This is a genomic window from Stomatobaculum sp. F0698 (genome assembly GCF_030644385.1).
GTDB lineage: Bacteria > Bacillota > Clostridia > Lachnospirales > Lachnospiraceae > Moryella.
In genome coordinates this window covers 24,162-45,511 of sequence record NZ_CP130060.1, presented here as the reverse complement: position 1 = coordinate 45,511, position 21,350 = coordinate 24,162, and the positions used below count along the sequence as shown (strand labels likewise).

Here is a 21,350-nt window from a genome sequence, read left to right as displayed (position 1 = left end):
CCGGGTTAGACTGTGTGCTGACAAAGCCCGCGCGCTAAGCTATAATAAATTCGCACAATTCAGTCAAATATTGTTTTTTCGGAGGGTAAGGCCATGTACCAAGATGAATTTTCGGCAATGACCAATGCGGCAGCTGCGAAAGTCGGCTTACTGAAGAAAACCCCCCTCGGGTATTTTCTCATGTCCATGCTGGCAGGCGCTTATATCGGCTTCGGCATTCTTTTGATTTTCACGGAAAGCGGCCTTATGGCCGGTAACCCGGCGGCCAAGATTGTGATGGGCGCATCCTTCTGTGTCGCGCTGAGTCTCGTGATCATTGCCGGCGCGGAACTCTTTACCGGCAACACCATGGTCATGACAGCCGGTGTCCTCGATGGCAAGATAAGCGCAGCCGAGCTCCTGAAGCTCTGGTGTGTCTGCTGGCTCGGCAATGTCGCGGGTTCCGTACTGCTCTCCCTGCTCTTCTACGCGAGCGGCCTGCAGACCGGTGCGGTCGCGGAAGCCGTTGCAAAGGGCGCCTTTGCCAAGATGTCGGCCGGTTTTGTGCCGCTTGTATCGCGCGGCATCCTCTGCAACATTCTGGTCTGTCTTGTGGTCTGGTGCGGTTTCCGCGTTAAGAACGAGAGCGCTAAGATTCTCATGTGCTTCTGGTGTCTCTTCGCCTTCATCACGACCGGCTTTGAGCACAGCATTGCCAATATGACCCTGCTCACCTCGGCGCTTTTAGTCCCCGCCGGTCAGGCTGTGAGCGTAAACGGCTGGATTTTTAACCTCGCAGCGGTCACCCTCGGCAACATCATCGGCGGTGCGGTCTTTGTGGCGCTGCCCTACTATGTGGTTTCGAGAAAGAAATAATTTTTGCAACATCTCCCCCGGCCTCTGTCGATTTCAATCGGTACGCACACTTAGGGGAGCTTCCATATCAAAAGCGCCCCGCGAATCCCTTCCGGAATTCGCGGGGCGCTTGTTTTATATGCTGTTCTGCCGATTTCGGCGCGCTTCTTTTTTTAACTTCGCCTTCAGCGTGCGCCACATCTCAAAGACCGCCGTGATCACGGAGATGCCGGCCGCAATCGCAAACGCATACTGAACGGTTCTGGAACTGTAATAGCTCGCCGCCTCGCTGTCCCCGTGCACAATGGCGCTCATCGTATAGTAAAGGCTGCTTCCCGGCACCAAAGGGATAATCCCCGAGATAAAGAAAATGGTCACCGGAGCCCGCTGCCACCTCGCCAGTAACTCCGCATAGAGCGCGGTGAAGGCCGAGGCGAGAAAACTCGCCGGGAACACCGCGTCCAAAAGTTCCATGAGCAAGAGATACACGCCCCACTCCAGCGCACCGCCGAGCGCCGCGATGAAGAGATACTTTCGCTTCAACTGAAATAAAATCGCAAAGCTCCCCGCGCCCATGAAGGCCGCTAAGAGCTGAATGACTACCGTGCGCATTTCCTCGCTCATACGCTCTTCTCTCCTATTTTCATCGTTTTAGGTTCAGGAGAGCATGTTGATCAGCGCCAGGCTTGCCATGAAACCGCAGGCCAGCGCGACTGTCCAGAGCAGACTCTCAAGAAGGCGCATCATTCCCGCCATGGTATCGCCCGACAGGACATCGCGCACCGCATTGGTCATCGCAATTCCGGGCACGAAGAGCATGACTTCTCCGATTATGATGGCGTCCATGTGGAGGAAGGGCAGCGCCTGCACCGTTCCGCCGAGCAGACAACCGGTCAGGAAGGAACCCACAAAGTTGTCGATGACCGGTGTCGGCGTGATTTTCCCGAGCCGCTTTCGCATGGCAGAGACAAGCAGCCCGAGTATGCTCGCCGCGATGATATCCGGCAGTGTCCCCGCAAAAAAGGCGGTAAAACTGCCGGCACCGACCACATTGCCCACGTAATAGAGCAAATCCGAATGTTTCCGGGCACGGATTTCCTCTATCTTCTCCTTCAAATCCTCAACGGGGAGCGGATTTGCGCAGCAGCGCCTACTGAGCGCATTCAAGTCCTCGAGCAGGGTAAAGTCCGTAGAGCCGCCGTTTCGTATGCGTCTGGTCTGCGTGCGCTCCGTGCCGTCCGGAAAAATCATCGTGACCACGATGCTTGTTGTAATCACAAATACATTCATGTGGGATGCGCCGTACGCCTTTCCCATGCGGGTCAGAGTGTCCTCAACGCGGTTTACCTCCGCGCCGCTTGCCATCAAGAGTTCCCCGATATCAAGCAAGCGGTGCAAAAGCGAGGCATGACGCGCGCTGTTGTCATCTGTCCATTGGCCTCCGCTGACGAGAGGCGAGGTTGTAAGTCCCATAGAATGTTCCCAGCCTTAGTTGGATTTAGAAAAGACGAAGCTGTGCCGCAATGCTGTAATCCGCCGGCAGCTGCATCTCGGGCTCTGCCGTACCGCCGAGTTCCCAGCGGTAAGCGTTCGCATTGTACTTCGAATAGACCAGCCAGAAATTTGCCATGGTCGCGCCGAGGCTCAGACATCTGTCCTCTTCGCAGGTCTTCGCATCCGCCGCGTCGAGAAGGTAGAGGGTGCGCCCGCTCTGCAAATAGCGGTAGTTCTGACGGTTTAAGAAACTCGGCGCAAGGCTCGCCGCATAGAGTGCCTTGTCGAGGAAGGGATCGAATTGATCCTCGATGAACTCCGATTCCTGTCCGAAGCGCTCCTCATAGAAAAGGGCCTGCTCGGAAATCTTCGGGGCAATGTGACCCGCGCGTGTGTCTACCTTGACATTGGCGGGCGTGTCGATGTCGAGACGGGTCTCTGCCCGCTCTGCCTTCCCGTAGCCGACCGCAAAGAGCGCAGCCGCCTTTTTATCGCCCTCAATGCCGAGCGCCCGCTTGGTTGCCGCCCCGTCGGTCAGGGTGAGCCAGCACGCCGAGAGTCCGAGCTCGATCAGCTTTAAGAATAACTGCTCGCCCACAAAGCCGGCGTTTTCAAGCCAGCCCTCCTTCTCTTCCGAGAGCAGAAGCAAGTAGAGCGGCGCGGAAAAAGCATTGCCGCCGTAGCCCGCGATGCCCTCAAGCCCTGTTCCGCTCCCCGCAGCGCAGTGCAGTTCCAGTCCGAGTTCGGGCAAAATGCGCTCCGTCTTCGCAAAATAAGTCTGTAAGTCCGCAAGGGCCGCCGCCGGAACTTCCTTCCGCTCAAACGAGCGCAACGACTGTCTCTGTTCAATCAATTTCTCATAGTCCATGGTAACACCTCCGTTGGCTTTCACTTTCCCCCATTATACACAGATTTTCGGCGCTTTGCAAAATAGCAAAACCCCCTCTGATAAGGCGCCGCTTTCTGGGCGTTTTGCCGAAAATGCAAGGTCTGCTTGATTTCGTCCGCAAAAGAGCCGACAATAGAATTGCTGCGTATGATGAACCGTCCATAGAAGGAGTTGTCATGAAAACCGCCATGTCCTATGAACACTTCATACAAGTCGCGGAGCTCAGGACCAAGGTCCTCGAAGCCGCCGCGCGCTATGACTTTGCGGAAACCCCCAAGGCTCTGCTCTTTGCCGAGCGCTGTCACGCGGGACAGCGGCGCAAGGGCCCCGCTAAGCTCCCCTACATCATCCACCCTCTGACCATGGCATGTCATGCCCTGGCGCTCGGACTCGCGGAGGATGAGCTCATTGCAACGGCACTGCTTCATGACACCTGTGAGGACTGCCACATCCTGCCGGAGGAACTCCCGGTCAATGCGACCGTACAGGAGGCTGTGCGCCGTCTCAGTTTCTTCCCGGAACCCGGTGTGGCACATGAAATCGCGCGGGACCGCTACTTTGCGCGCATTCCCGGCAATCGCATTGCTGTTTTAACCAAGCTCTTGGATCGCTGCAACAATCTCTCTTACATGGTCTACGGCTTCTCAAGGGACAAGCTCCTCGACTACATCGAGGAGACCGAACGCGCCGTAATGCCGCTCCTCACCTACGCCGAGGAGAACTACCCGCACGATGCCAACGCCCTTTTTCTTCTGAACTACCAGATGCACTCCACCATGAACTCCATCCGTGCTCTCTTGGAGCGCGAACTCTGAAGCGGAACGCAAAAGGACCCCGAATTCACCGGAACAGCCGGTGCCTTCGGGGTCCTTTTTCTGTCAACTTCGCTTTACTGCTTTACAATCATATCAATGCCGCGCTCCAGTGTCTCCTTGTTGATGGCACCGCGCGCCTGTGCGGTCAGCATGCCGTCCGCATCGATAAAGTAGGTGCAGGGAATCGAGAAGACGCCGTACGTCTGCGCCGCATCCTGTGCCGTATCGTAGAGGATGGGCAGGCTGTAGCCCTGCTTCGAGACAAACTCGGAAGCCGTCTTCACGGTCTCGCGATTTCCGTCGGTCATGTTGACCATGAGGAAGTGAACCTCCTCACCGCGTGCCTTGTAAACCTCGTCAAACTCGGGCATTTCCATGCGGCAGGGGCCGCACCAGCTCGCCCAGAAGTTCAGGACAACGGGCTTACCCTTGTATTCCGAGAGCTTGTGCGCCGTGCCGTCCGCATCCTGCACCGTGAAATCCGGCGCTTCGCTTAAAGCCTCGCTGCTCTCCTCCGCCGCGGCGGTCGTCTGTTCCGTTCCGGCTTTTGCCGTTATGCTGTCCTGTCCCTCCGCAGCGCGGCTCTCCGCACTGCTCTCTGTGCTGCTCTCCGCCTTCTTGGACTCGGCCTGCAGCTGCGAGCCGCTCTGCCCTGCCGCAAACTTGCGGTACAGCGTTCCGCCGCCGACCAGTGCGACAAGGAGCAGCAGCGCTAAAATCCATGTTGTAATCTTTTTCATTTGTTCATTTCCCTTTCCGGTCCGCATTCTCTCCTCAGACTGTGAGGAGGGAGAGCAGGCGCCCCATGGTGCCTGTCGCCATCAGGATGCCGACCAAAACCAGGAAGATGCCGCTCACGCGGTTGATGATGCCGTAGTGCGACTTAATCACGGCAAAACTCTCCTTCAGACGATCGATCAGCGCAGCGCTGATCAGGAACGGAACACCGAGGCCCAGTGAATAGGCGAGCAGCATTCGTATTCCCTCCCCGGCGTGCCCGCTCTGCGAAGCAAGCGCAAGCGCGGAACCGAGGAACACACCGACGCAAGGCGTCCAGCCGATCGAGAAAATCGCGCCGAAGAGCATCGAGGAAAAGAAGCCGAGCTCCTTGGTCCCGAGGCTACGCGCGCCGCCGCGAAACAGCTGAAAGCGAAATACGCCGAGAAAGTTCAGTCCGAAGATAATGACAATGACGCCGGAGATCAGATTCACCGCCGTCCGATGTTGGCCCAGAAAGCCGCCCACCGTTCCCGCGAGCGCCCCCATCGCCATAAAGACCAGGCTGAAGCCGAGCACAAAGCCCACCGCATTCCGCATGGTCTTTCCGAGGCTTCTCTCCCCGCCGCCCGCAAAATAGCTCACATAGACCGGCAAGAGCGGCAGGAGGCAGGGGGAGATGAAGGTAATCATGCCCTCGAGGAACGAGATCAAATATTGCATCAGCCGAGCGCTTCGTCGAAGACGCGCTTCACGGCGTCTTTGATTTCATCGTAGCCCATGCCGATGTGCGCTTCGAACTTCTTCACGCCGTCCAGATAAAGGGTCGGCACCGCATAGTAATCAAATTTCTCAATGAACTCCGGCTCCCGGGTCTCCTCGACCTCACGGAGGGAGAGCGTGCCGTAGGCCGGATTCTCCGCCTTCAGCTCCGCAATTGCCTTATGCGCCTTCGCGCAGTACCCGCAGTCATCGCGGGAAAACAACAAAATTTCTTTTGCCATAGCTTCCTTCCTCTCAGGCAAGCAGCGGCTTCATCGCTGCCGCCAGTTTCTCCTTTTCCTGCTTGGCCTCTTCCATGCCCTGACCCTTGGTCGTGAAATAGGTCTTAATTTTCGGCTCCGTGCCGGACGGACGAACGATCACGCTCTCGCCGTTCTCCAGCGCAAAGACCAAGATGTTGGCGCGCGGCAGACCTGTGGACTCACTGTTCTCAAAGTCCGTGACGGTCGTAACCGCATAGCCCGCGAGCTCTTTCGGCGGATTCTTACGGAGTGCCTCCATGATACCGCCCATCTTCTCCATACCGGAGAGACCCGGGAACTCAAAGCTGTCCACGGCGTTCAGATAGTGGCCGTAGCTCGCATAGATTTCCTCAAGGCGCGCCTTGATGGAGGAGCCGATGCTGCGGTAATACGCCGCCATTTCGCAGATTAGCATGCTTGCGACGACAGCGTCCTTGTCGCGAACATAGCTTCCCGCGAGGTAGCCGTAGCTCTCCTCAAAGCCGAAGATGAAGCGCTCTGCCTCATTCTCTGTCTCCAGTCTGTGAATCTGGTCTCCGATCCACTTAAAGCCCGTGAGCACACTGCGGAGTTCCACGCCGTAGTGCTCTGCAATTCTGTCTGCGAGCTGGGTCGATACAACGGACTTGACCGCAACCGGGCGCTCCGGCATGGTGCCGGCTTCGATTCTGCCCGCCGCAATGTAGTCGAGCAAGAGGACGCCCATCTCATTGCCGCTCACGAGTTCGTACTCACCGCTCGGGGTCCGCATCGCAATGCCGACGCGGTCCGCATCCGGATCCGTCGCGAGCATCAAATCCGCTCCGGTTTCCTTTGCGAGCGCAAGTCCCTTCTCGAGAGCCTCAAAAATCTCGGGGTTCGGATAGGGGCAGGTTGTGAAGTAGCCGTTCGGATACTCCTGTTCCTTGACGATGGTCACATCCTCGATGCCGATGTCCTTTAAGACGCGCGTCACCGGCACGAGACCGGTTCCGTTCAGCGGCGAATAGACAAGCTTTAAGCCTGCCGTCTTGCAGATACCCGGGCGAACCTGACGGGACTCGACCGCCGCATAGAAGGCCTCCTTGCAGGCATCCTCGACAAAGCGAATCAGCCCCTTCTCAACGCCCTCCGCAAAGCTCATGAACTTTGCGCCGCCGAGCACATCGGTCTTCTGAATTGCCGCATAGACAATGGCCGCGTCTTCATCCGTGACCTGGCAGCCGTCCGCGCCGTAGGCCTTGTAACCGTTGTACTTCGCCGGATTGTGCGAAGCCGTGATCATAATGCCTGCGTTGCAGTTATAATAGCGCGTCGCAAAGGAGAGCGCCGGAACCGGCATGAGCTCGTCGTAGAGACGAACCTGAATTCCGTTTGCCGCGAGCACGGAAGCCGCATCGCGCGCAAAATTCCAACCCTTTAAGCGGCTGTCATAGCTGATGGCAACCGTCTGACTGCCGCCCTTCGTCTTAACCCAGTCTGCGATGCCCTGGGTCGCCTGGCGCACCACCCAGATATTCATGCGGTTTGTCCCGACACCGAGCGTTCCGCGAAGTCCTGCCGTACCAAAGCTGAGGCTCGCGGCAAAGCGCTCGCGAATCGCATCCTCATCTCCCGCAATTTCCGTGAGCTCTCTCTTCAAGTCAAAATCAACTAATTCTGCCTGGCACCAACGACTGTATTCGTCCTGAAACATCCGGATAACCTGCCTTTCTCACCTCTTGCGAAGTCCGTTTTGAGCCGCCGTCTAAACGGCGAACTCTGTCTTAAGAATACTCGATTCTACGCACTTCTGCAAGCTGTGCCTAATTTTGCGATAGCACCTATGTGCGGGGCAGCGTATCTGCGGGCGCAAGGCTTCCTCCGGATTTTACAGGCTGACCTTCGGCCAAGCCCTCAAAAACAGCCTTGTTTATCAAAGGTCTGAAGCGCTTTTTACCGACTCTTTTTACCAACTCTTTTTCTCCATCCTTCATCTTGTTTCAAAGAAGATAAAACCCCGCAACGCTTGATTCTACCAGCGTTGCGGGGTTTTCACCAACTCTTTTTGTCCTATAACCCATAAAAAAGAGCGGAGCATTTCTGCCCCGCTCTTCCAAAAAGCAAGTCTTACTTCAGGGTAACCTTAGCGCCGACTTCCTCGAGCTCCTTCTTCAGAGCCTCAGCCTCTTCCTTGGAGATGCCGGTCTTCACCATCTTCGGTGCGCCGTCAACAAGCTCCTTTGCCTCCTTGAGGCCAAGGGAAGTTGCCTCACGGACAACCTTGATGACCTTAACCTTGTTTGCGCCGACCTCGGTGAGCTCGACATCAAACTCGGTCTTCTCCTCCTCAGCTGCTGCGCCGCCCGCTGCCGGACCTGCGACAACAACACCCGCTGCTGCGGAAACACCAAACTCCTCCTCGCAAGCCTTAACAAGCTCGTTCAGTTCGAGAACGGAGAGCTCCTTCAACGCGTCAATGAATTCCTGCGTGCTTAACTTTGCCATCTCTGTATCCTCCTATATCGTGGAATTAAAATTTGATAATATCGTTTGAAACTGCGACTTACTCTGCCGCCGGTGCCGCGTCCTTCTCTGCAATCTGCTTGATGACGCGTGCAAAGTTCGTGATCGGGCTCTGCATGCTGCCGAAGAGTCTGCCGAGCAGCTCCTCTCTCGACGGAACCGCTGCGATTGCAGCCATTCCCTGTGCGTCGTAAGCAGCGCCCTCGACGATACCGCCCTTGATCTCAAGCTTCGGTGCGGTCTTCGCGAACTTCGCAAGCAGTCTTGCGGGCGCCGTAGCGTCGTCCTTGCTGACTGCAAGCGCCGTCGGTCCCTCCAGATAAGCGTCGAACTTCTCGAATTCCGTGCCCTTTGCTGCGATGCGGACCATGGTATTCTTGTAGACCTTGTAGACAACGCCGGCTTCTCTCAGCTGCTTTCTGAGCTGGGTGTCCTGCTCGACCGTGAGGCCGCGGTAGTCAACGACAACTGCGGAGCTTGCGCCGTCTAAGAGCGCAGCGATTTCCTTCACGACCGGCTGCTTCTGGTCGATCTTAGAATCTCTCATCTCGTTTCCTCCTTCTTCCGTACTTGCAAAACAAAAGAACTCGCCTGCCGCAGGACAGACGAGTTCGATACATTCACAAATGTGAGCATCCTCCTCGGCGGACAAGAGTTCCTTACGCCATTGGCGTCCGCTGTCTTCGGCAAGATTATTCTAACTGTTAAAAGCTAACACAAAATCAGCTTTTTGTCAAGTTCTTAGTTTGTGATCTTTGCGGTGTTGAGCTTCACGCCGGGACCCATGGTGCTCGTGAGCACAGCGCTCTTCATGTAAGCGCCCTTCAGGGACGACGGCTTCGCCTTGTTCAGCGCATCAAGCAGCGCCTGAAGGTTCTCTCTCAGCTGCTCCTCGGTGAAGGAAGCCTTGCCGATCGGGCAGTGGATGATGTTGGTCTTATCCAGACGGTACTCAACCTTACCTGCCTTGATATCGGCGATTGCCTTGGTGAGATCCATCGTGACCGTACCGGACTTCGGGTTCGGCATGAGACCCTTCGGTCCGAGCACCTTACCCAAACGACCGACAACGCCCATCATGTCCGGGGTTGCAACGACAACGTCGAAATCAAGCCAGCCCTCGTTCTGGATCTTCGGGATCAGCTCCTGGCCGCCGACAAAATCAGCGCCTGCCGCCTTAGCCTCATCCTCCTTCGGTCCCTTTGCGAACACGAGGATGCGGACCGTCTTACCGGTGCCGTGCGGGAGAACAACCGCGCCGCGGATCTGCTGATCTGCGTGACGGCCATCTGCGCCCGTGCGCACGTGCAACTCAACGGTCTCGTCGAACTTTGCGTTAGCGGTCTTCTTGATCACGCCAACTGCATCTGCAACATCATAGTACTGGCTGCGGTCAATCAGCTTCGCTGCCTCTGTATATCTCTTTCCGTGCTTCATGGTCTCATCTCCCTCCCATTAGTCCTCGACAACAATGCCCATGGAACGGGCTGTGCCGGCAATCATGCTCATCGCACTCTCAACGCTCGCCGCGTTGAGGTCGGGCATCTTCATCTCAGCGATCTTTCTGACCTCTTCCTTGGAGATGGTTGCGACCTTTTCCTTGTTCGGAACACCGGAAGCCTTCTGCAGCTTGCAAGCCTTCTTGAGCAGCACTGCTGCCGGCGGGGTCTTGGTGATGAAGCTGAAGCTTCTGTCTGCGTAGACAGTGATGACAACGGGGATGATGAGATCACCCTTGTCTGCGGTTCTTGCATTGAACTGCTTCGTGAACTCGACAATGTTCACGCCGTGCTGGCCAAGAGCCGGACCTACGGGTGGAGCCGGGGTCGCCTTGCCTGCCGGAATCTGCAACTTAATGTAGCCTGTAACTTTTTTCGCCATAATGGCACCTCCTTGTGGTCATGACGGGGCTCATGCCCCTTCCACGCAACTTCCCTTCGGGGAAATTACAACTTCTTTACTTGGGTGAACTCGAACTCCACCGGCGTCTCTCTGCCGAACATATCGATGGGCAGGGTCACGGTTCTCTTCTTCTCGTTGATTGCCGCCACCTTGCCGACCGCGTCCTTCCAAGGACCGCTGACGACGGTGACCGTGTCGCCGAGCGCAAAGTCCAAAACGACCTCACGCACCGCAGGCTGCTCTCCGCCGCCAAAGCCGAGCTTTCTCATCTCCTCCTCGGAGAGCGGTACCGGTTTGGATCCCGGTCCCACGAAGCCCGTGACACCTCTCGTATTGCGGACAACATACCAGGTCTCATCGTTCATGATCATGCGAATCAGGACGTAGCCGGGGAACATCTTCCGCTCAATCGTCTTTTCGACATTGTTCTTGAGTTCCGTGACCGGCTGGGTCGGAACGGAAACTTCCAGAATCTGATCCTGTAGGTTCCGATTCTCCACAGACTTCTCGATGTCTACCTTCACCTTGTTCTCGTATCCCGAATAGGTATGGACAACATACCAATTTGCTTCAGCCATGCGCTCTCCCACTTCTTACTGAAATACGCGTGTCAGCCCCAACCGGAAAGCCCAGTCGAGTGCGGCAATGATCGCGCCCAGCACAAGGGAAACTGCAATGACGGCAGCGGTCTGCTTCGCAAGCACTTCCTGCGTCGGCCAGACAATCTTTCGGAATTCGGCTTTCAGGCCATCCACAAATCCCTTGCTCTCGGAATTTGCCTTGTTGTTCTCAGCCATCTTGCTTCCTTTCTCAAAGATTTACTTTGTCTCTTTGTGCGTTGTGTGCGTCTTGCAGAATCTGCAATACTTCTTCACTTCCATACGATCCGGATGGGTCTTCTTATCCTTCGTCGTATTGTAGTTGCGCTGCTTGCAGTCCGTGCACGCAAGTGTAATTCTAGTACGCATGGTCTCCACCTCCCATTTAGATTTGCCGATTGAAGTCAAAAAAAAAAGACCTCTCATCTTTTATCGCAGAGTCACTATAGCGCATCCCGGGGGCGCTGTCAAGGCGCGCCCCCAAGAAAACACGCATTTTCTCTAGTCTTCCGCCACGATGCAGAGGCAAATGCAGAGAACCTTCTCTACCCCCGCCGCACGCAGAACCTGAGAACAGGCTTCGAGCGTACTCCCCGTGGTATAGATGTCGTCTACCAAAATCACGCGGCGTATCTTTCGCTCCCTGACAAGGCCCGCCTCCGCCCGAAAGGCAGAAGCCAGGTTTCGGATTCTCGCATCCGCCCCGAGGCTCTTCTGCGCGACGGTCTTTTTTTCGCGCAGCAGTACGTCCGTGTAGAGCAAAAGCCCAGTTTCGCGCGCAAGTTCCCGCGCAAGCTCTTCTGCCTGGTTAAAGCCCCTTGCCCGCCGCCGCGCGCTGTGCAGCGGAACCGGCAGCAGGCAGTCCGCCGCAAAGCGGCGCAGCTCCTCCGAGAATTTGAGGGCCAGCATGCGCCCGAGCGGGGCAAGGTACTCTTTCTTATGGTGGTACTTGACCGCCGCCATCACGCGGCGCATCCTGTCGTCGTAAAAGAGCAGGGCCAGATTCCGCTCGAAATGCCGCTCTCTGGTCTCGCAGGAATGGCAATAGCGGGACTCCTCTTCGTCTATGCTGCGCCCGCACTTCATGCAGCGCGGTTCCCGTACAAAATCAAGTTTTTTGACGCAGGGCGGGCAGATTCGCTGCCCCTTCGGCATGACAATTTCGCCGCAGACCGGACAGCGCCGCGGAAACAAGAGGGAGAGCGCTGTCTCTTTGACGCGCTCTCCGAAACCGGCACTCACACTTCCTCCCGCGCCGAGAGTTCTCGCAATCTCGCGGCCAGTCCCGTGTAGCGCTCCAATTCTTTTGTGTTCCCGACCATTTCATAAAAATAAGAAGGTTCTCCGATCAGTACCACACATTTCTTCGCGCGGGTCACGGCGGTGTAAATCAAATTTCGCGTGCGCAGCATCCTGGGACCGCTAAAGACCGGAATCACGACCGCCGGGTACTCGCTGCCCTGCGACTTATGTATCGTGACCGCATAGGCGAGCTCCAGCTCTTCCACATCCGCAAAGCCATACTCGACCTCTCTCTCCTCGTCGAAGCGGACGGTCAAGGTCTCGGTAAAGCGGTTGATGTCGATGAGAATACCCACATCGCCGTTATACACGCCGCGCTGGTAATTGTTCTTAATCTGCATGAGCTTGTCGCCGACGCGAAACAGCGCGTGGGCAAACTCTCGCTCTGCCTTACCCGCGCCCGGCGGATTCAGCTTTGCCTGCAATACGGGATTCAACCCCGCGACACCGAGCGCACCGCGGCGCACCGGCGTGAGCAGCTGTATGCTCTTTGCCTCCGCCCCGACATAGGCCGGAAGTTTTTCGGTGAGCAGGCGCAGCATGGTCTCAATGACGCCCTCCACCGTATTCTGACGGATAAAGAGGAAGTCCTTACTTCGCTTCCCTAGGTCGATTGCCTCCTCGTCCATCATCTTGTGCGCGTTCACCACAATATCGGACTCGGCCGCCTGGCGGTAAATCTGTGTGAGCTGTACGACCGGCAGACAGCCGGAATCGATTAGATCGCGGAGCACATTGCCCGCACCGACACTGGGCAGCTGGTTGCTGTCGCCGACCAGAATCAGGTGCGCGCCAACCGGCACCGCTTGGAGCAGGGCATGAAAGAGCCTTAAATCGACCATACTCATCTCGTCGATGATGATGCAGTCCGCCTCGAGCGGCTGCTCTTTGTTGCGGTCAAAGCGAACGCTGCTCCAGTTCTCCTTGCCGTTCTCGCCCTCGTTCTGCTCGCTCGGCGCCCCCGAGACTTCAAGCAAACGGTGTATGGTCTTTGCCTCGCGTCCGGTCGCCTCGGTCATGCGAGCCGCCGCGCGCCCGGTCGGGGCCGCGAGCAGAATCTCCGCGCCCTCGGCCTCAAAGCAGCGGATTATCGCATTGATGGTCGTGGTCTTTCCGGTACCGGGGCCTCCCGTGATGATGAGGAGTCCCGACTGCACCGCGGCGAGCACCGCGCGCCGCTGGGTCTCATCGAGCACCGGCCCCGCCGCCTCTTCTTCCAAAAGGGCCAGTTCTTCGGCCGCGCGTATACCGGGCCGCGCCTCCCGGAGGTCAAGCTCTCCAAGCATCGCGGCGACGTGCAGTTCCATGCGGTCGTAGTTTGCGAGGTAGACCTTGCAGTCCCCACTCTCCTCCCCCGTTCGCCGCAGCACCACGCGTTTCTCCATCTGGAGTTCCGCGAGCAACTCTTTTAAGTTCTCGGGTTCCAACTGCAGGAGCTTCGTGAGCCGCTCGCGGAGCACAGACTCCGGCAGATAGCAGTGTCCCTCCTGCACGGCGAGGCGCAACACGTAGAGGGCGCCGCTCCGAATGCGTGTCTCCGAATCCGCGCGGACGCCCATGCGCCGCGCAATCTCATCCGCAGTCTGAAAGCCGACGCCGCTCAAATCGTCCGCGATTCGATAGGGGTTTTCGCGGAGCAGGGTATAGACCTCGTCCCCGTAACGCTGATAAATCTTGACGGCAAGGTTCATGCGTATGCCGTAGCCGGAGAGAAATAGCATGGCGCGGCGCAGTTCCCGCTTTTCCTCGATTTGCCCCGCAATTTCCATCGCGAGGCGCTCGCTGATGCCCTTCACCTCCGCGAGGCGCTCGGGCTCCTCCTCGAGTATGCGAAGCGTGTCGTTCTTAAACTTTTTGACAATGCGCTTCGCGAGCGCCTCGCCCACCCCTTTGACAGCGCCGGAGGACAGGTAGCGCTGTACGCTTGCGCTGTCCTCCGGCGTCTTGATTTCGTATGTCTCGACCGCCAGCTGTTCGCCGTAGGTCGGGTGAAGCTGAAAATGCCCTTCCGCTGTAATGTACTCTCCCTCCGAAATCATCGGAAAAGTTCCGACCAGCACATAATCCTCGCCGCCGCTCTCCACGCTGAGAATCGCATAGCCGTTCTCCTCGTTTCGGTACTTGATTTTCTCGACAAAGCCGCTCAGCGAGTCCATGCGATCAATACTCCTTCTTTGCGTCCGTGCTGTCGCCGTTTGCGTACTCGATGTACTTTCCGGTTCCGATTGCGACTGCCGTGAGCGGTGCCTCGGCAATCATGGTCGTAATGCCGGTCTTCTCCTGGCAAAGCTGATCGAGGCCGTAAATCAGGGAACCGCCGCCCGTAAAGACAATGCCGCGGTCGTAGATATCCGCCGCGAGCTCCGGCGGGGTGCGCTCCAACACGTTGTGTACGGCATCGACAATCTGCATGGCCGGCTCCTGCAGCGCTTCCAAGGTCTCATCCGAGGTGACCACGATGGTCTTCGGGAGACCGGTGACCAAGTTGCGGCCGCGCACTTCCATGGTCAGCATCTCGGGGCGGCGGTAAGCCGCACCGATCTGAATCTTGATATCCTCACCGGTTCTCTCACCGATCAGGAGGTTGTGCTTCTTTCTCATGTAACGGACCACTGCCTCGTCGAAGTCATCGCCCGCGACCTTAATCGAAGTCGAGACGACGGGGCCGCCGAGGGAGATGACAGCGATGTCCGTGGTGCCGCCGCCGATATCGACGATCATATTTCCGCAGGCCTTCGAAATGTCGATGCCCGCACCGATTGCCGCGGCAACCGGCTCCTCAATGATTGTGACTTCCTTTGCGCCTGCCTGGTAGGTCGCATCCTCCACGGCCTTTCTCTCGACCTCGGTCGCGCCGGAGGGAATGCAGACCGCAATGCGGGGACGGAGCAAGGTCTTCTTGCCGACCGCCTTGTTGATGAAGTACTTGAGCATCTTCTCGGTCACGGTGTAATCCGAGATGACACCGTGGCGGAGCGGACGAATCGCAATGATATTGCCCGGCGTACGGCCGATCATGAGACGCGCCTCCTCACCGATTGCGAGAATGCGGTTGGTGTCGCGGTCAATCGCGACGACGCTCGGCTCCTTTAAGACAACGCCCTTGCCCTTGATGTAAACCAGAATACTCGCGGTTCCAAGGTCGATTCCGATATCATTTGAACTCATCCCAAACATATTAAACATGAAAACCCTCCGGACAGTATAAAAAGAGAGCTCGCGCCCTCACAACCTATTATTTATTGTTTGGAATTCATTATATCCAAAAGTATTGCGCAATAAAAGCCTTTTCCCAAGAAAGCGCATTTAAATTGTCTTAATGACTTCGACCGCCATTATTCAGAAACTTTATTCTTTTTTTAGAGGCGCGCCACAATTTTGACACAGATCTCGGGTATGATGTACTTGTCATCGGGAAGATGACAGAAATGCCCGGGTTTCAGTTAACTGAGACCGCAAAGCTTTTTCATACTCATACCGGGCGGCTACCCCCGCCCGGCCCCCCTAACAAGCTCCTGATCTGAGATCCCCCTCTTATGATCATTTGCATAGAAACAGCAGCACCAAAAAAGCATCCGACTCGCAGCGGATGCTTTTTTTATATTTTATTTGCTTTCCGTGCGTCCGGATTCGCTGTGTCGAAAACCGAGGGCCGCGCTGTCAAGGAGTCTGCGCCCTCCGGAAACGGAGTAATACCAGAGTTCCTTCGCGTCGCCGTAGCCGGAGAGCAGGGTCACGCTTCCGTCCGACTCCACTTCGTAGTCGCTGACACCGTAGAAGAGCTCTTCTCCCGTCTCACCGGCGGTTCCGTCCCAGCGAACCAAAGTCCCCTGCTTGTCCTCACCGATCGAGAGTGCGTCCTTCAGGTAATAGAGGGCGCTCCCGTTCTCACGCACAAGCTGATAACTCGCGACGCGCTCTGCCAAGGTTTCCCCGTTCACCGCGAGGCTCGCGTAGCTCTCGTTCGGATGTTCCGCGCCGGCAAACACCACGCCGCCCTGTGCATTCGAGATGCCGCTCACATCGCCAAAGAGCGCTTCCTCACGCTCCATTCCTTCCTCGTTGTAACGCTTCTCAAACACCGTCCCGAGATTCGCCTTTTGTTCCCCAGACGCATCCGGCTGAAAGAGCACGTAGTAGAACTTATCTTCGCTCGCATCGAACGCGAGATCCAGAAGTCCCCGGTCCGTGAGATGCAGGCCGGTATTCAGCGCTCTGTCATCCCGCAGGAGGTAAATCGAGTAGGAATTCCCGCCGCCCTGCCAGACCAGTGCGCGGTCTCCCTGTGTGCGGTCGCTGTAGACCGAACTCAGGCGCGACACATTTTTTAGGAGCGTGCGGCTTTCATTGCCGTCAAAATAGCAGAGCACCTTGCCCTGCGCCGGCGAGAGACCGTTTACCGCAGTCTGCGGCTGCACACCGCTCTCTTCCTCAGCCTCTTCCGAAGCCTCGCTTTCTTGCTGCGAAAGCTCCTCTTTTTTTGCTCCGCGCGTATCTGTCTCGGCCCTCCCGAGGTTCTCCGGCACGCTGTGCTCATCCCTGAGGTAGTAGAGATGTCCCGTCTTTGAAATAAATGCGGTCTCGGTGACATCCACACTCACAACCCGCAGCGGGGTGAGGCCCGCACTGTAGTAGATACTCCCGCTGCCGTCGCTGCCGTAGAGCTGTTCCAAATCATCGCTCGCAAAGCTCAGCTGCCGTATGCCGGCGCCGATGCGCTGCGGCTCTCCGACTCTCTCTCCGGCTTCGCCGAAGCGCTGCGCAAAGAGCTCTCCGTCGCCCGTCAGATAGACCGCGCGCCTTCCGTCCTTGCTCACGCGAAAATCGAGGACCAGCGCGGCGATCACTTCGGATTGCCAGAGTCCGCCCTTTTCGCCGCGGTACGATAGCGAGAGGGCCCCCGTCTTATCTTCGCCGAGCACGGCTGCTCCCGCGAGCGGCACATACTTTACAATATGCTCCGCGACGGTCTCGGTCTCCCCCTCCCAATTCTTTGCGCAAAGTTCTCCCGAAAAGAAGCTGTAGACATTGTCCTCCGCATAATTCCTCAGGAAATACACGCGCTCCCGGTCCGCACTGAATGCGACATCCGCGCTCGGGTCGTGACGGCCCAGAATGCGCTGTATCACATTGGTCTCGCGCTCGCTGTCAAAGCTCGCAATCTCCCGTATCTCTTCCCCCGGAAAATAGGCATAGAGCCCGCTCCGGTTATACCAGATCAGCGGATCTTCCGTGTGCGCCGCACCCGACCGTTGCTGTCCTCTGCGACAGCCTGTCAGACTTGCCGCCAACAGGCAAAGTCCGAGCACGGTCGCTGCTATCTTTCGCACTCTCATCTCACTGCCCCCTGTCATTCTTATTCTGCCTCTCCTTCGCGTACGCGAGAAGAAGCGCTCTCTTATTCCGCGCGGGATCCTCAAGTACATAGTCCAGAAGGGTACGCAGACAGTCACCGAGCGCCGGCCCCTTCGGTATCCCGAGCGCAAGAAGATCCGCCCCGCCGATTGCGAGATCCGAGAGTCCGAGACAGTCGCCCCGCTTTAAAATGCCTTCCCGCAACGCGCGAAGGTTCGCGAGTCGCGCCGCCAAGGCTTCTCCGGAACAGGGCTCCCCACCCGCACCGTAGCCCGCCTCCTTGAGGCACATGAGCTGAAGAAAGGCTTCGTCTCCGATGGCCGAAAGGCGCTTCCTGAGCGCCGCCTCTCCCGAGGGTAGCGGGCGCTTCAGTTCCTCCGCTAAAAGCCGGGCGCGCTCCGCGGTCGCCCGGTCGCTCTTCAATTCCTTCAAAAGCGCCGCCAGCTCCGCCGGTAAAAGGGCCTCACTCGCCGCGGCAAAGCGCAGGGCTTTTTCCTTCGGGAGCGTTGCCGTGCGGTAATCCGGGTGAAAGCCCGGAAAATGTGTCGCCATCTGCGGTGCCAGCCCCGACTCGTATAAGAGTTCCGCTTTCTCCGGATGGTCCGAGAGCAGGAGCTTCGAGAGTTCCGCCAAAATGCGTTCCTTGCTGACCAACTTTAAATTTTCCGAGAGTTCCGCGATTGCCGCAAAGCTCTCCGCCTCAATGGCAAAATTCAACTGTGCGGCAAAGCGCACGGCGCGGAGCATGCGGAGGGCATCCTCCCGGAAGCGCTCACGCGCATCGCCGACACAGCGGATGCAGCCTTGTCGCAAATCTTCCTGTCCGCCGAAGAGATCCACCAGCTCCCCGCGCTCCGAAACCGCCATCGCATTGATGGTGAAGTCCCGCCGTTTTAAATCTTCCTCGAGCGAGGGCGTAAAGCGAATGCTGTCCGGATGTCTCCCGTCCGTATAAGCGCCGTCAATGCGGTAGGTCGTGACCTCATAGCCCTCACCGCCCATCAAAACCGTCACCGTGCCGTGCTGCAGTCCCGTGTCCACCGTGCGCGGAAACAGGTCCTTGACCTCCTCGGGGCGCGCATCCGTTGTGATATCCCAGTCGTCCGGCTCTTTTCCCAGTATGCTGTCCCGCACACAGCCGCCGACCGCATAGGCTTGATGGCCCGCCGTCTCCAGTTTCCTCAAAATTTCTCTCACCGTCTCCGGCAAGTGCATGCGCATCACTCTCCCTTCTCAGCCGCAAAGTCAAAATGAGGGCTGTCGCGCTCATTGCGGCAGCCCTCACGGTTTTAGTATGCGATTCCCCAGTAGACCATCTTTTTCGCGGGCTTACCGCAGCAGACACAGGTCTCGGAGATTGTTTCCTGGGCAAAGGGAATGCAGCGGCTCGTTGCACCGACCTCCTCTTTGATCTTGTCTTCGCAGGCGCGATCGCCGCACCACATCGCACGGACAAAGCCCGGGCGGTTCTTTACGGTCTCCGCGAACTCCTCCATGCTCTTCACATCGTAGGTATGTGTGTCGCGGTGCTCCTTGGCTCTCTCGTACATGGCCTTCTGGATGGTCTCGAGCATATCCGCAACGGTAACGGCAATGCCTTCGAGTGCTGCCTCGGATTTCTCACCGTTGTCGCGGCGCACCAGCACGCAGCTGCCCGCCTCGATATCCTTCGGTCCGAGCTCGATGCGAAGCGGCACGCCGCGCATCTCACACTCCGCAAACTTGAAGCCGGGACGGCGATCCGTGTCGTCCACGTTGACGCGTACGCCTGCCGCTTCAAGCTCTGCCGCGAGCGCCTTCGCCCGCTCCAAAACGCCTTCCTTGTGCATGGCAACCGGGACAATCGTGACCTGAATCGGCGCAATGTGCGGCGGCATCTTGAGACCGGAGTCGTCGCCGTGCACCATGATGAGTGCGCCTATCATACGGGTGGTCATGCCCCAGGAAGTCTGGTGCATATATTTCAGGCTGTTGTCCTTGTCCTGGAACTGCATGCCGAAAGCACGTGCAAAGCCGTCGCCGAAGTTGTGGCTCGTACCGCTCTGCAACGCCTTGCCGTCGTGCATCAGAGACTCGATCGTATAGGTCGCGACCGCACCGGCAAACTTCTCCTTATCGGTCTTCTGACCGCGCACCACCGGAATTGCGAGTTCCTGCTCGCAGAAATCCGCATAGAGATTCAGCATCTGCTCGGTTCTCTCCTGCGCCTCTTCCGCGGTCGCGTGTACGGTGTGTCCCTCCTGCCAGAGGAACTCGCGGGAGCGGAGGAAGGGACGGGTCGTCTTCTCCCAGCGCACCACCGAGCACCACTGGTTCAGCACCTGCGGCAGGTCACGGTAGGAATGCACATTCTTGGCATAGTAATCGCAGAACAGGGTCTCCGAAGTCGGGCGCACGCAAAGGCGCTCCTGCAGAGGCTCGAGGCCGCCCTGGGTGACCCAGGCCACTTCCGGCGCGAAGCCCTCCACATGATCTTTCTCTTTGTCGAGCAGACTCTCCGGAATAAAAAGCGGCATGTAGCAATTTTTTACGCCTGTCGCCTTAAAGCGCCGATCGAGGAGACTCTGGATGCGCTCCCAGATTGCATAACCGGCGGGCTGAATGACCATACATCCCTTGACGCTCGTATAGTCGCAGAGCTCTGCCTTCCGCACAACATCCGTATACCACTGTGCGAAATCCCGATCCATCGAAGTAATTTCTTTGACCGCCTTTTTTTCCTCTGCCATACTTCCCTCTTTCCCTTAGTTCCGTTCCTGCGCAGCTCTGTGCTTGGTGAGTGCGCGGTGAATGCGCTCATGGGGCTGCAGGAGCTCACTCACGGATGTGTCATGGTTCAAACTGTCAATCAAAAGCGCAATGTACTTGCTCATCTCGACGCTCACATAGTAGGGGCGGCTTAAGAGCTCCGGGCTCTGATAGACCAGATTGGTCGTGAAAATCTTATCAATCAGCCCCTCTTCGTAATAGCGGTCAAAACGCGCAAGGCCGTTCGTGAAGAGACCGAAGGTCGCACAGACAAAGACCTTCTTTGCGCCGCGGCGCTTTAACTCACGCGCGACTTCCTGCACGGTCTCGCCGGAGGAAATCATATCGTCTACGACAATCACATCCTTGCCGGTGACATCCGTGCCGAGGAACTCGTGCGCAAGGACCGGATTTCTGCCGCCGACCAGGCGCGTGTAATCCCGGCGCTTATAGAACATGCCGACATCGAGGCCCATCATGTTTGCAAAGTAGATTGCTCTGCCCATACCGCCCGCGTCCGGACTGATGATCATCATGTGCTCGGAATCCACCTTGAGTTCCGGCTCCGTCTGGAGGAGGGCCTTGATGAACTGGTAGATGGGCTGCACGGTCTCAAAGCCCTTCAGCGGAATCGCGTTCTGCACGCGCGGGTCGTGCGCGTCAAAGGTCAAAATGTTATCGACGCCCATGTTGACGAGCTCGTGGAGTGCAAGCGCACAGTCCAGGGACTCGCGGCCGCCTCTCCGGTACACACGGCTCTCGTAGAGGAAGGGCATGATTACGTTGATGCGGCGCGCCTTACCTGCCGCCGCCGAGATGATGCGCTTCAAGTCCGCAAAGTGATCGTCCGGAGACATGTGGTTCGTCATGCCGCAGAGCGAATAGGTCAGGCTGTGGTTACAGACATCCACCATGAGGAAGAGATCCTTGCCGCGCACCGACTGTAAGAGCGTACCCTTGCCTTCTCCCGTGCCGAAGCGGTTGATGAGGCTCTGCACAATGAAGGAGTCTTTCTCGTAGCCCATAAACGCGAGCGTATCCTTATGCTCGCTCTGACGTGCGCTTCTCCAGTGCACCAGATAGGCATCGACCTTTTTCCCGAGTTCCTCGCAGCTCTTTAAGGGCACCAGTCCAAGCGGTCCCACCGGGATGGTCTCAATCTCTTTGTCTTCGTTCGACATCTCTT

At 57.4% G+C, this 21,350-nt stretch carries 23 protein-coding genes and 1 other annotated feature; of the genes, 2 read left to right on the top strand and 21 right to left on the bottom strand.

The window, feature by feature from the left end:
* The first annotated feature begins 93 nt into the window (after nt 1-93).
* Nucleotides 94-855: a formate/nitrite transporter family protein gene (locus tag QU660_RS00225; protein WP_304946350.1), complete on the top strand. Its 762-nt coding sequence runs from the start codon at nt 94-96 to the stop codon at nt 853-855.
* 114 nt (nt 856-969) lie between these two features.
* On the opposite strand, the gene QU660_RS00220 is transcribed toward QU660_RS00225, so the two are convergent.
* From QU660_RS00220 to QU660_RS00210, 3 genes are read right to left on the bottom strand one after another with little or no spacing between them, the layout of a single operon-like run.
* Nucleotides 970-1,458: a threonine/serine exporter family protein gene (locus QU660_RS00220; protein ID WP_304946349.1), complete on the bottom strand. Its 489-nt coding sequence runs from the start codon at nt 1,456-1,458 to the stop codon at nt 970-972.
* Nucleotides 1,459-1,491: 33 nt separating this feature from the next.
* Entirely contained in the window at nt 1,492-2,307 is an 816-nt protein-coding gene (locus QU660_RS00215; protein ID WP_304946348.1) for a threonine/serine exporter family protein, read from the bottom strand.
* Between the two features lie 25 nt (nt 2,308-2,332).
* Entirely contained in the window at nt 2,333-3,220 is an 888-nt protein-coding gene (locus QU660_RS00210) for a nitroreductase family protein (protein ID WP_304946347.1), read from the bottom strand.
* Between the two features lie 173 nt (nt 3,221-3,393).
* On the opposite strand from QU660_RS00210, the gene QU660_RS00205 reads away from it, so the two are divergent.
* Nucleotides 3,394-4,032 carry a hypothetical protein gene (locus tag QU660_RS00205; protein ID WP_304946346.1) on the top strand — a complete coding sequence of 213 codons (639 nt, stop codon included), beginning with the start codon at nt 3,394-3,396 and terminating at the stop codon, nt 4,030-4,032.
* 74 nt (nt 4,033-4,106) lie between these two features.
* Here QU660_RS00205 and QU660_RS00200 read toward each other — a convergent pair whose 3' ends face one another.
* From QU660_RS00200 to QU660_RS00115, 18 genes are all read right to left on the bottom strand, one after another.
* On the bottom strand, nt 4,107-4,772 hold the full coding sequence (locus QU660_RS00200; RefSeq protein ID WP_304946345.1) for a TlpA family protein disulfide reductase: 666 nt from the start codon (nt 4,770-4,772) through the stop codon (nt 4,107-4,109).
* A 34-nt stretch (nt 4,773-4,806) separates the two neighbouring features.
* On the bottom strand, nt 4,807-5,472 hold the full coding sequence (locus QU660_RS00195) for a cytochrome c biogenesis CcdA family protein (RefSeq protein ID WP_304946344.1): 666 nt from the start codon (nt 5,470-5,472) through the stop codon (nt 4,807-4,809).
* A complete protein-coding gene (locus QU660_RS00190; protein ID WP_304946343.1) occupies nt 5,472-5,753 on the bottom strand; it encodes a glutaredoxin family protein in 282 nt (93 codons plus the stop codon). Before QU660_RS00190 ends, QU660_RS00195 begins: the two co-directional genes overlap by 1 nt.
* 13 nt (nt 5,754-5,766) lie before the next feature.
* Complete coding sequence (locus tag QU660_RS00185) at nt 5,767-7,449, bottom strand: phospho-sugar mutase (protein WP_304946342.1); 1,683 nt, start codon at nt 7,447-7,449, stop codon at nt 5,767-5,769.
* A 413-nt stretch (nt 7,450-7,862) separates the two neighbouring features.
* Nucleotides 7,863-8,240 (bottom strand): 50S ribosomal protein L7/L12, encoded by a 378-nt coding sequence (gene rplL, locus QU660_RS00180; protein ID WP_304946341.1) that lies wholly within the window; start codon nt 8,238-8,240, stop codon nt 7,863-7,865.
* Nucleotides 8,241-8,298: 58 nt separating this feature from the next.
* Nucleotides 8,299-8,805: a 50S ribosomal protein L10 gene (rplJ, locus tag QU660_RS00175; protein WP_304946340.1), complete on the bottom strand. Its 507-nt coding sequence runs from the start codon at nt 8,803-8,805 to the stop codon at nt 8,299-8,301.
* A 23-nt stretch (nt 8,806-8,828) separates the two neighbouring features.
* Nucleotides 8,829-8,963: a sequence feature (ribosomal protein L10 leader region), on the bottom strand.
* A 36-nt stretch (nt 8,964-8,999) separates the two neighbouring features.
* Nucleotides 9,000-9,695, bottom strand: a complete 696-nt coding sequence (gene rplA / locus QU660_RS00170; protein ID WP_304946339.1) for a 50S ribosomal protein L1 — start codon at nt 9,693-9,695, stop codon at nt 9,000-9,002.
* Between the two features lie 18 nt (nt 9,696-9,713).
* Nucleotides 9,714-10,139 carry a 50S ribosomal protein L11 gene (rplK, locus tag QU660_RS00165; protein ID WP_304946338.1) on the bottom strand — a complete coding sequence of 142 codons (426 nt, stop codon included), beginning with the start codon at nt 10,137-10,139 and terminating at the stop codon, nt 9,714-9,716.
* 65 nt (nt 10,140-10,204) lie between these two features.
* Complete coding sequence (gene nusG / locus QU660_RS00160) at nt 10,205-10,738, bottom strand: transcription termination/antitermination protein NusG (protein ID WP_304946337.1); 534 nt, start codon at nt 10,736-10,738, stop codon at nt 10,205-10,207.
* A 15-nt stretch (nt 10,739-10,753) separates the two neighbouring features.
* Nucleotides 10,754-10,957, bottom strand: a complete 204-nt coding sequence (gene secE, locus QU660_RS00155) for a preprotein translocase subunit SecE (RefSeq protein WP_304946336.1) — start codon at nt 10,955-10,957, stop codon at nt 10,754-10,756.
* Nucleotides 10,958-10,978: 21 nt separating this feature from the next.
* Complete coding sequence (gene rpmG, locus QU660_RS00150; protein ID WP_304946335.1) at nt 10,979-11,128, bottom strand: 50S ribosomal protein L33; 150 nt, start codon at nt 11,126-11,128, stop codon at nt 10,979-10,981.
* A 132-nt stretch (nt 11,129-11,260) separates the two neighbouring features.
* A complete protein-coding gene (locus QU660_RS00145; protein ID WP_304946334.1) occupies nt 11,261-12,001 on the bottom strand; it encodes a ComF family protein in 741 nt (246 codons plus the stop codon).
* Nucleotides 11,998-14,217, bottom strand: coding sequence for an SF1B family DNA helicase RecD2 (gene recD2 / locus QU660_RS00140; RefSeq protein ID WP_304946333.1), 2,220 nt, complete (start codon nt 14,215-14,217; stop codon nt 11,998-12,000). The genes QU660_RS00145 and recD2 overlap by 4 nt, the downstream gene beginning before the upstream one ends.
* A 4-nt stretch (nt 14,218-14,221) precedes the next feature.
* Nucleotides 14,222-15,238 carry a rod shape-determining protein gene (locus tag QU660_RS00135; protein ID WP_304947250.1) on the bottom strand — a complete coding sequence of 339 codons (1,017 nt, stop codon included), beginning with the start codon at nt 15,236-15,238 and terminating at the stop codon, nt 14,222-14,224.
* Nucleotides 15,239-15,666: 428 nt separating this feature from the next.
* Nucleotides 15,667-17,397, bottom strand: coding sequence for a hypothetical protein (locus QU660_RS00130; protein WP_304946332.1), 1,731 nt, complete (start codon nt 17,395-17,397; stop codon nt 15,667-15,669).
* A 1-nt stretch (nt 17,398) separates the two neighbouring features.
* Nucleotides 17,399-18,637: a CCA tRNA nucleotidyltransferase gene (locus QU660_RS00125; RefSeq protein ID WP_304946331.1), complete on the bottom strand. Its 1,239-nt coding sequence runs from the start codon at nt 18,635-18,637 to the stop codon at nt 17,399-17,401.
* Nucleotides 18,638-18,705: 68 nt separating this feature from the next.
* A complete protein-coding gene (proS, locus tag QU660_RS00120; RefSeq protein WP_304946330.1) occupies nt 18,706-20,145 on the bottom strand; it encodes a proline--tRNA ligase in 1,440 nt (479 codons plus the stop codon).
* A 15-nt stretch (nt 20,146-20,160) separates the two neighbouring features.
* On the bottom strand, nt 20,161-21,345 hold the full coding sequence (locus tag QU660_RS00115; protein ID WP_304946329.1) for a ribose-phosphate pyrophosphokinase: 1,185 nt from the start codon (nt 21,343-21,345) through the stop codon (nt 20,161-20,163).
* Nucleotides 21,346-21,350: the final 5 nt, after the last annotated feature.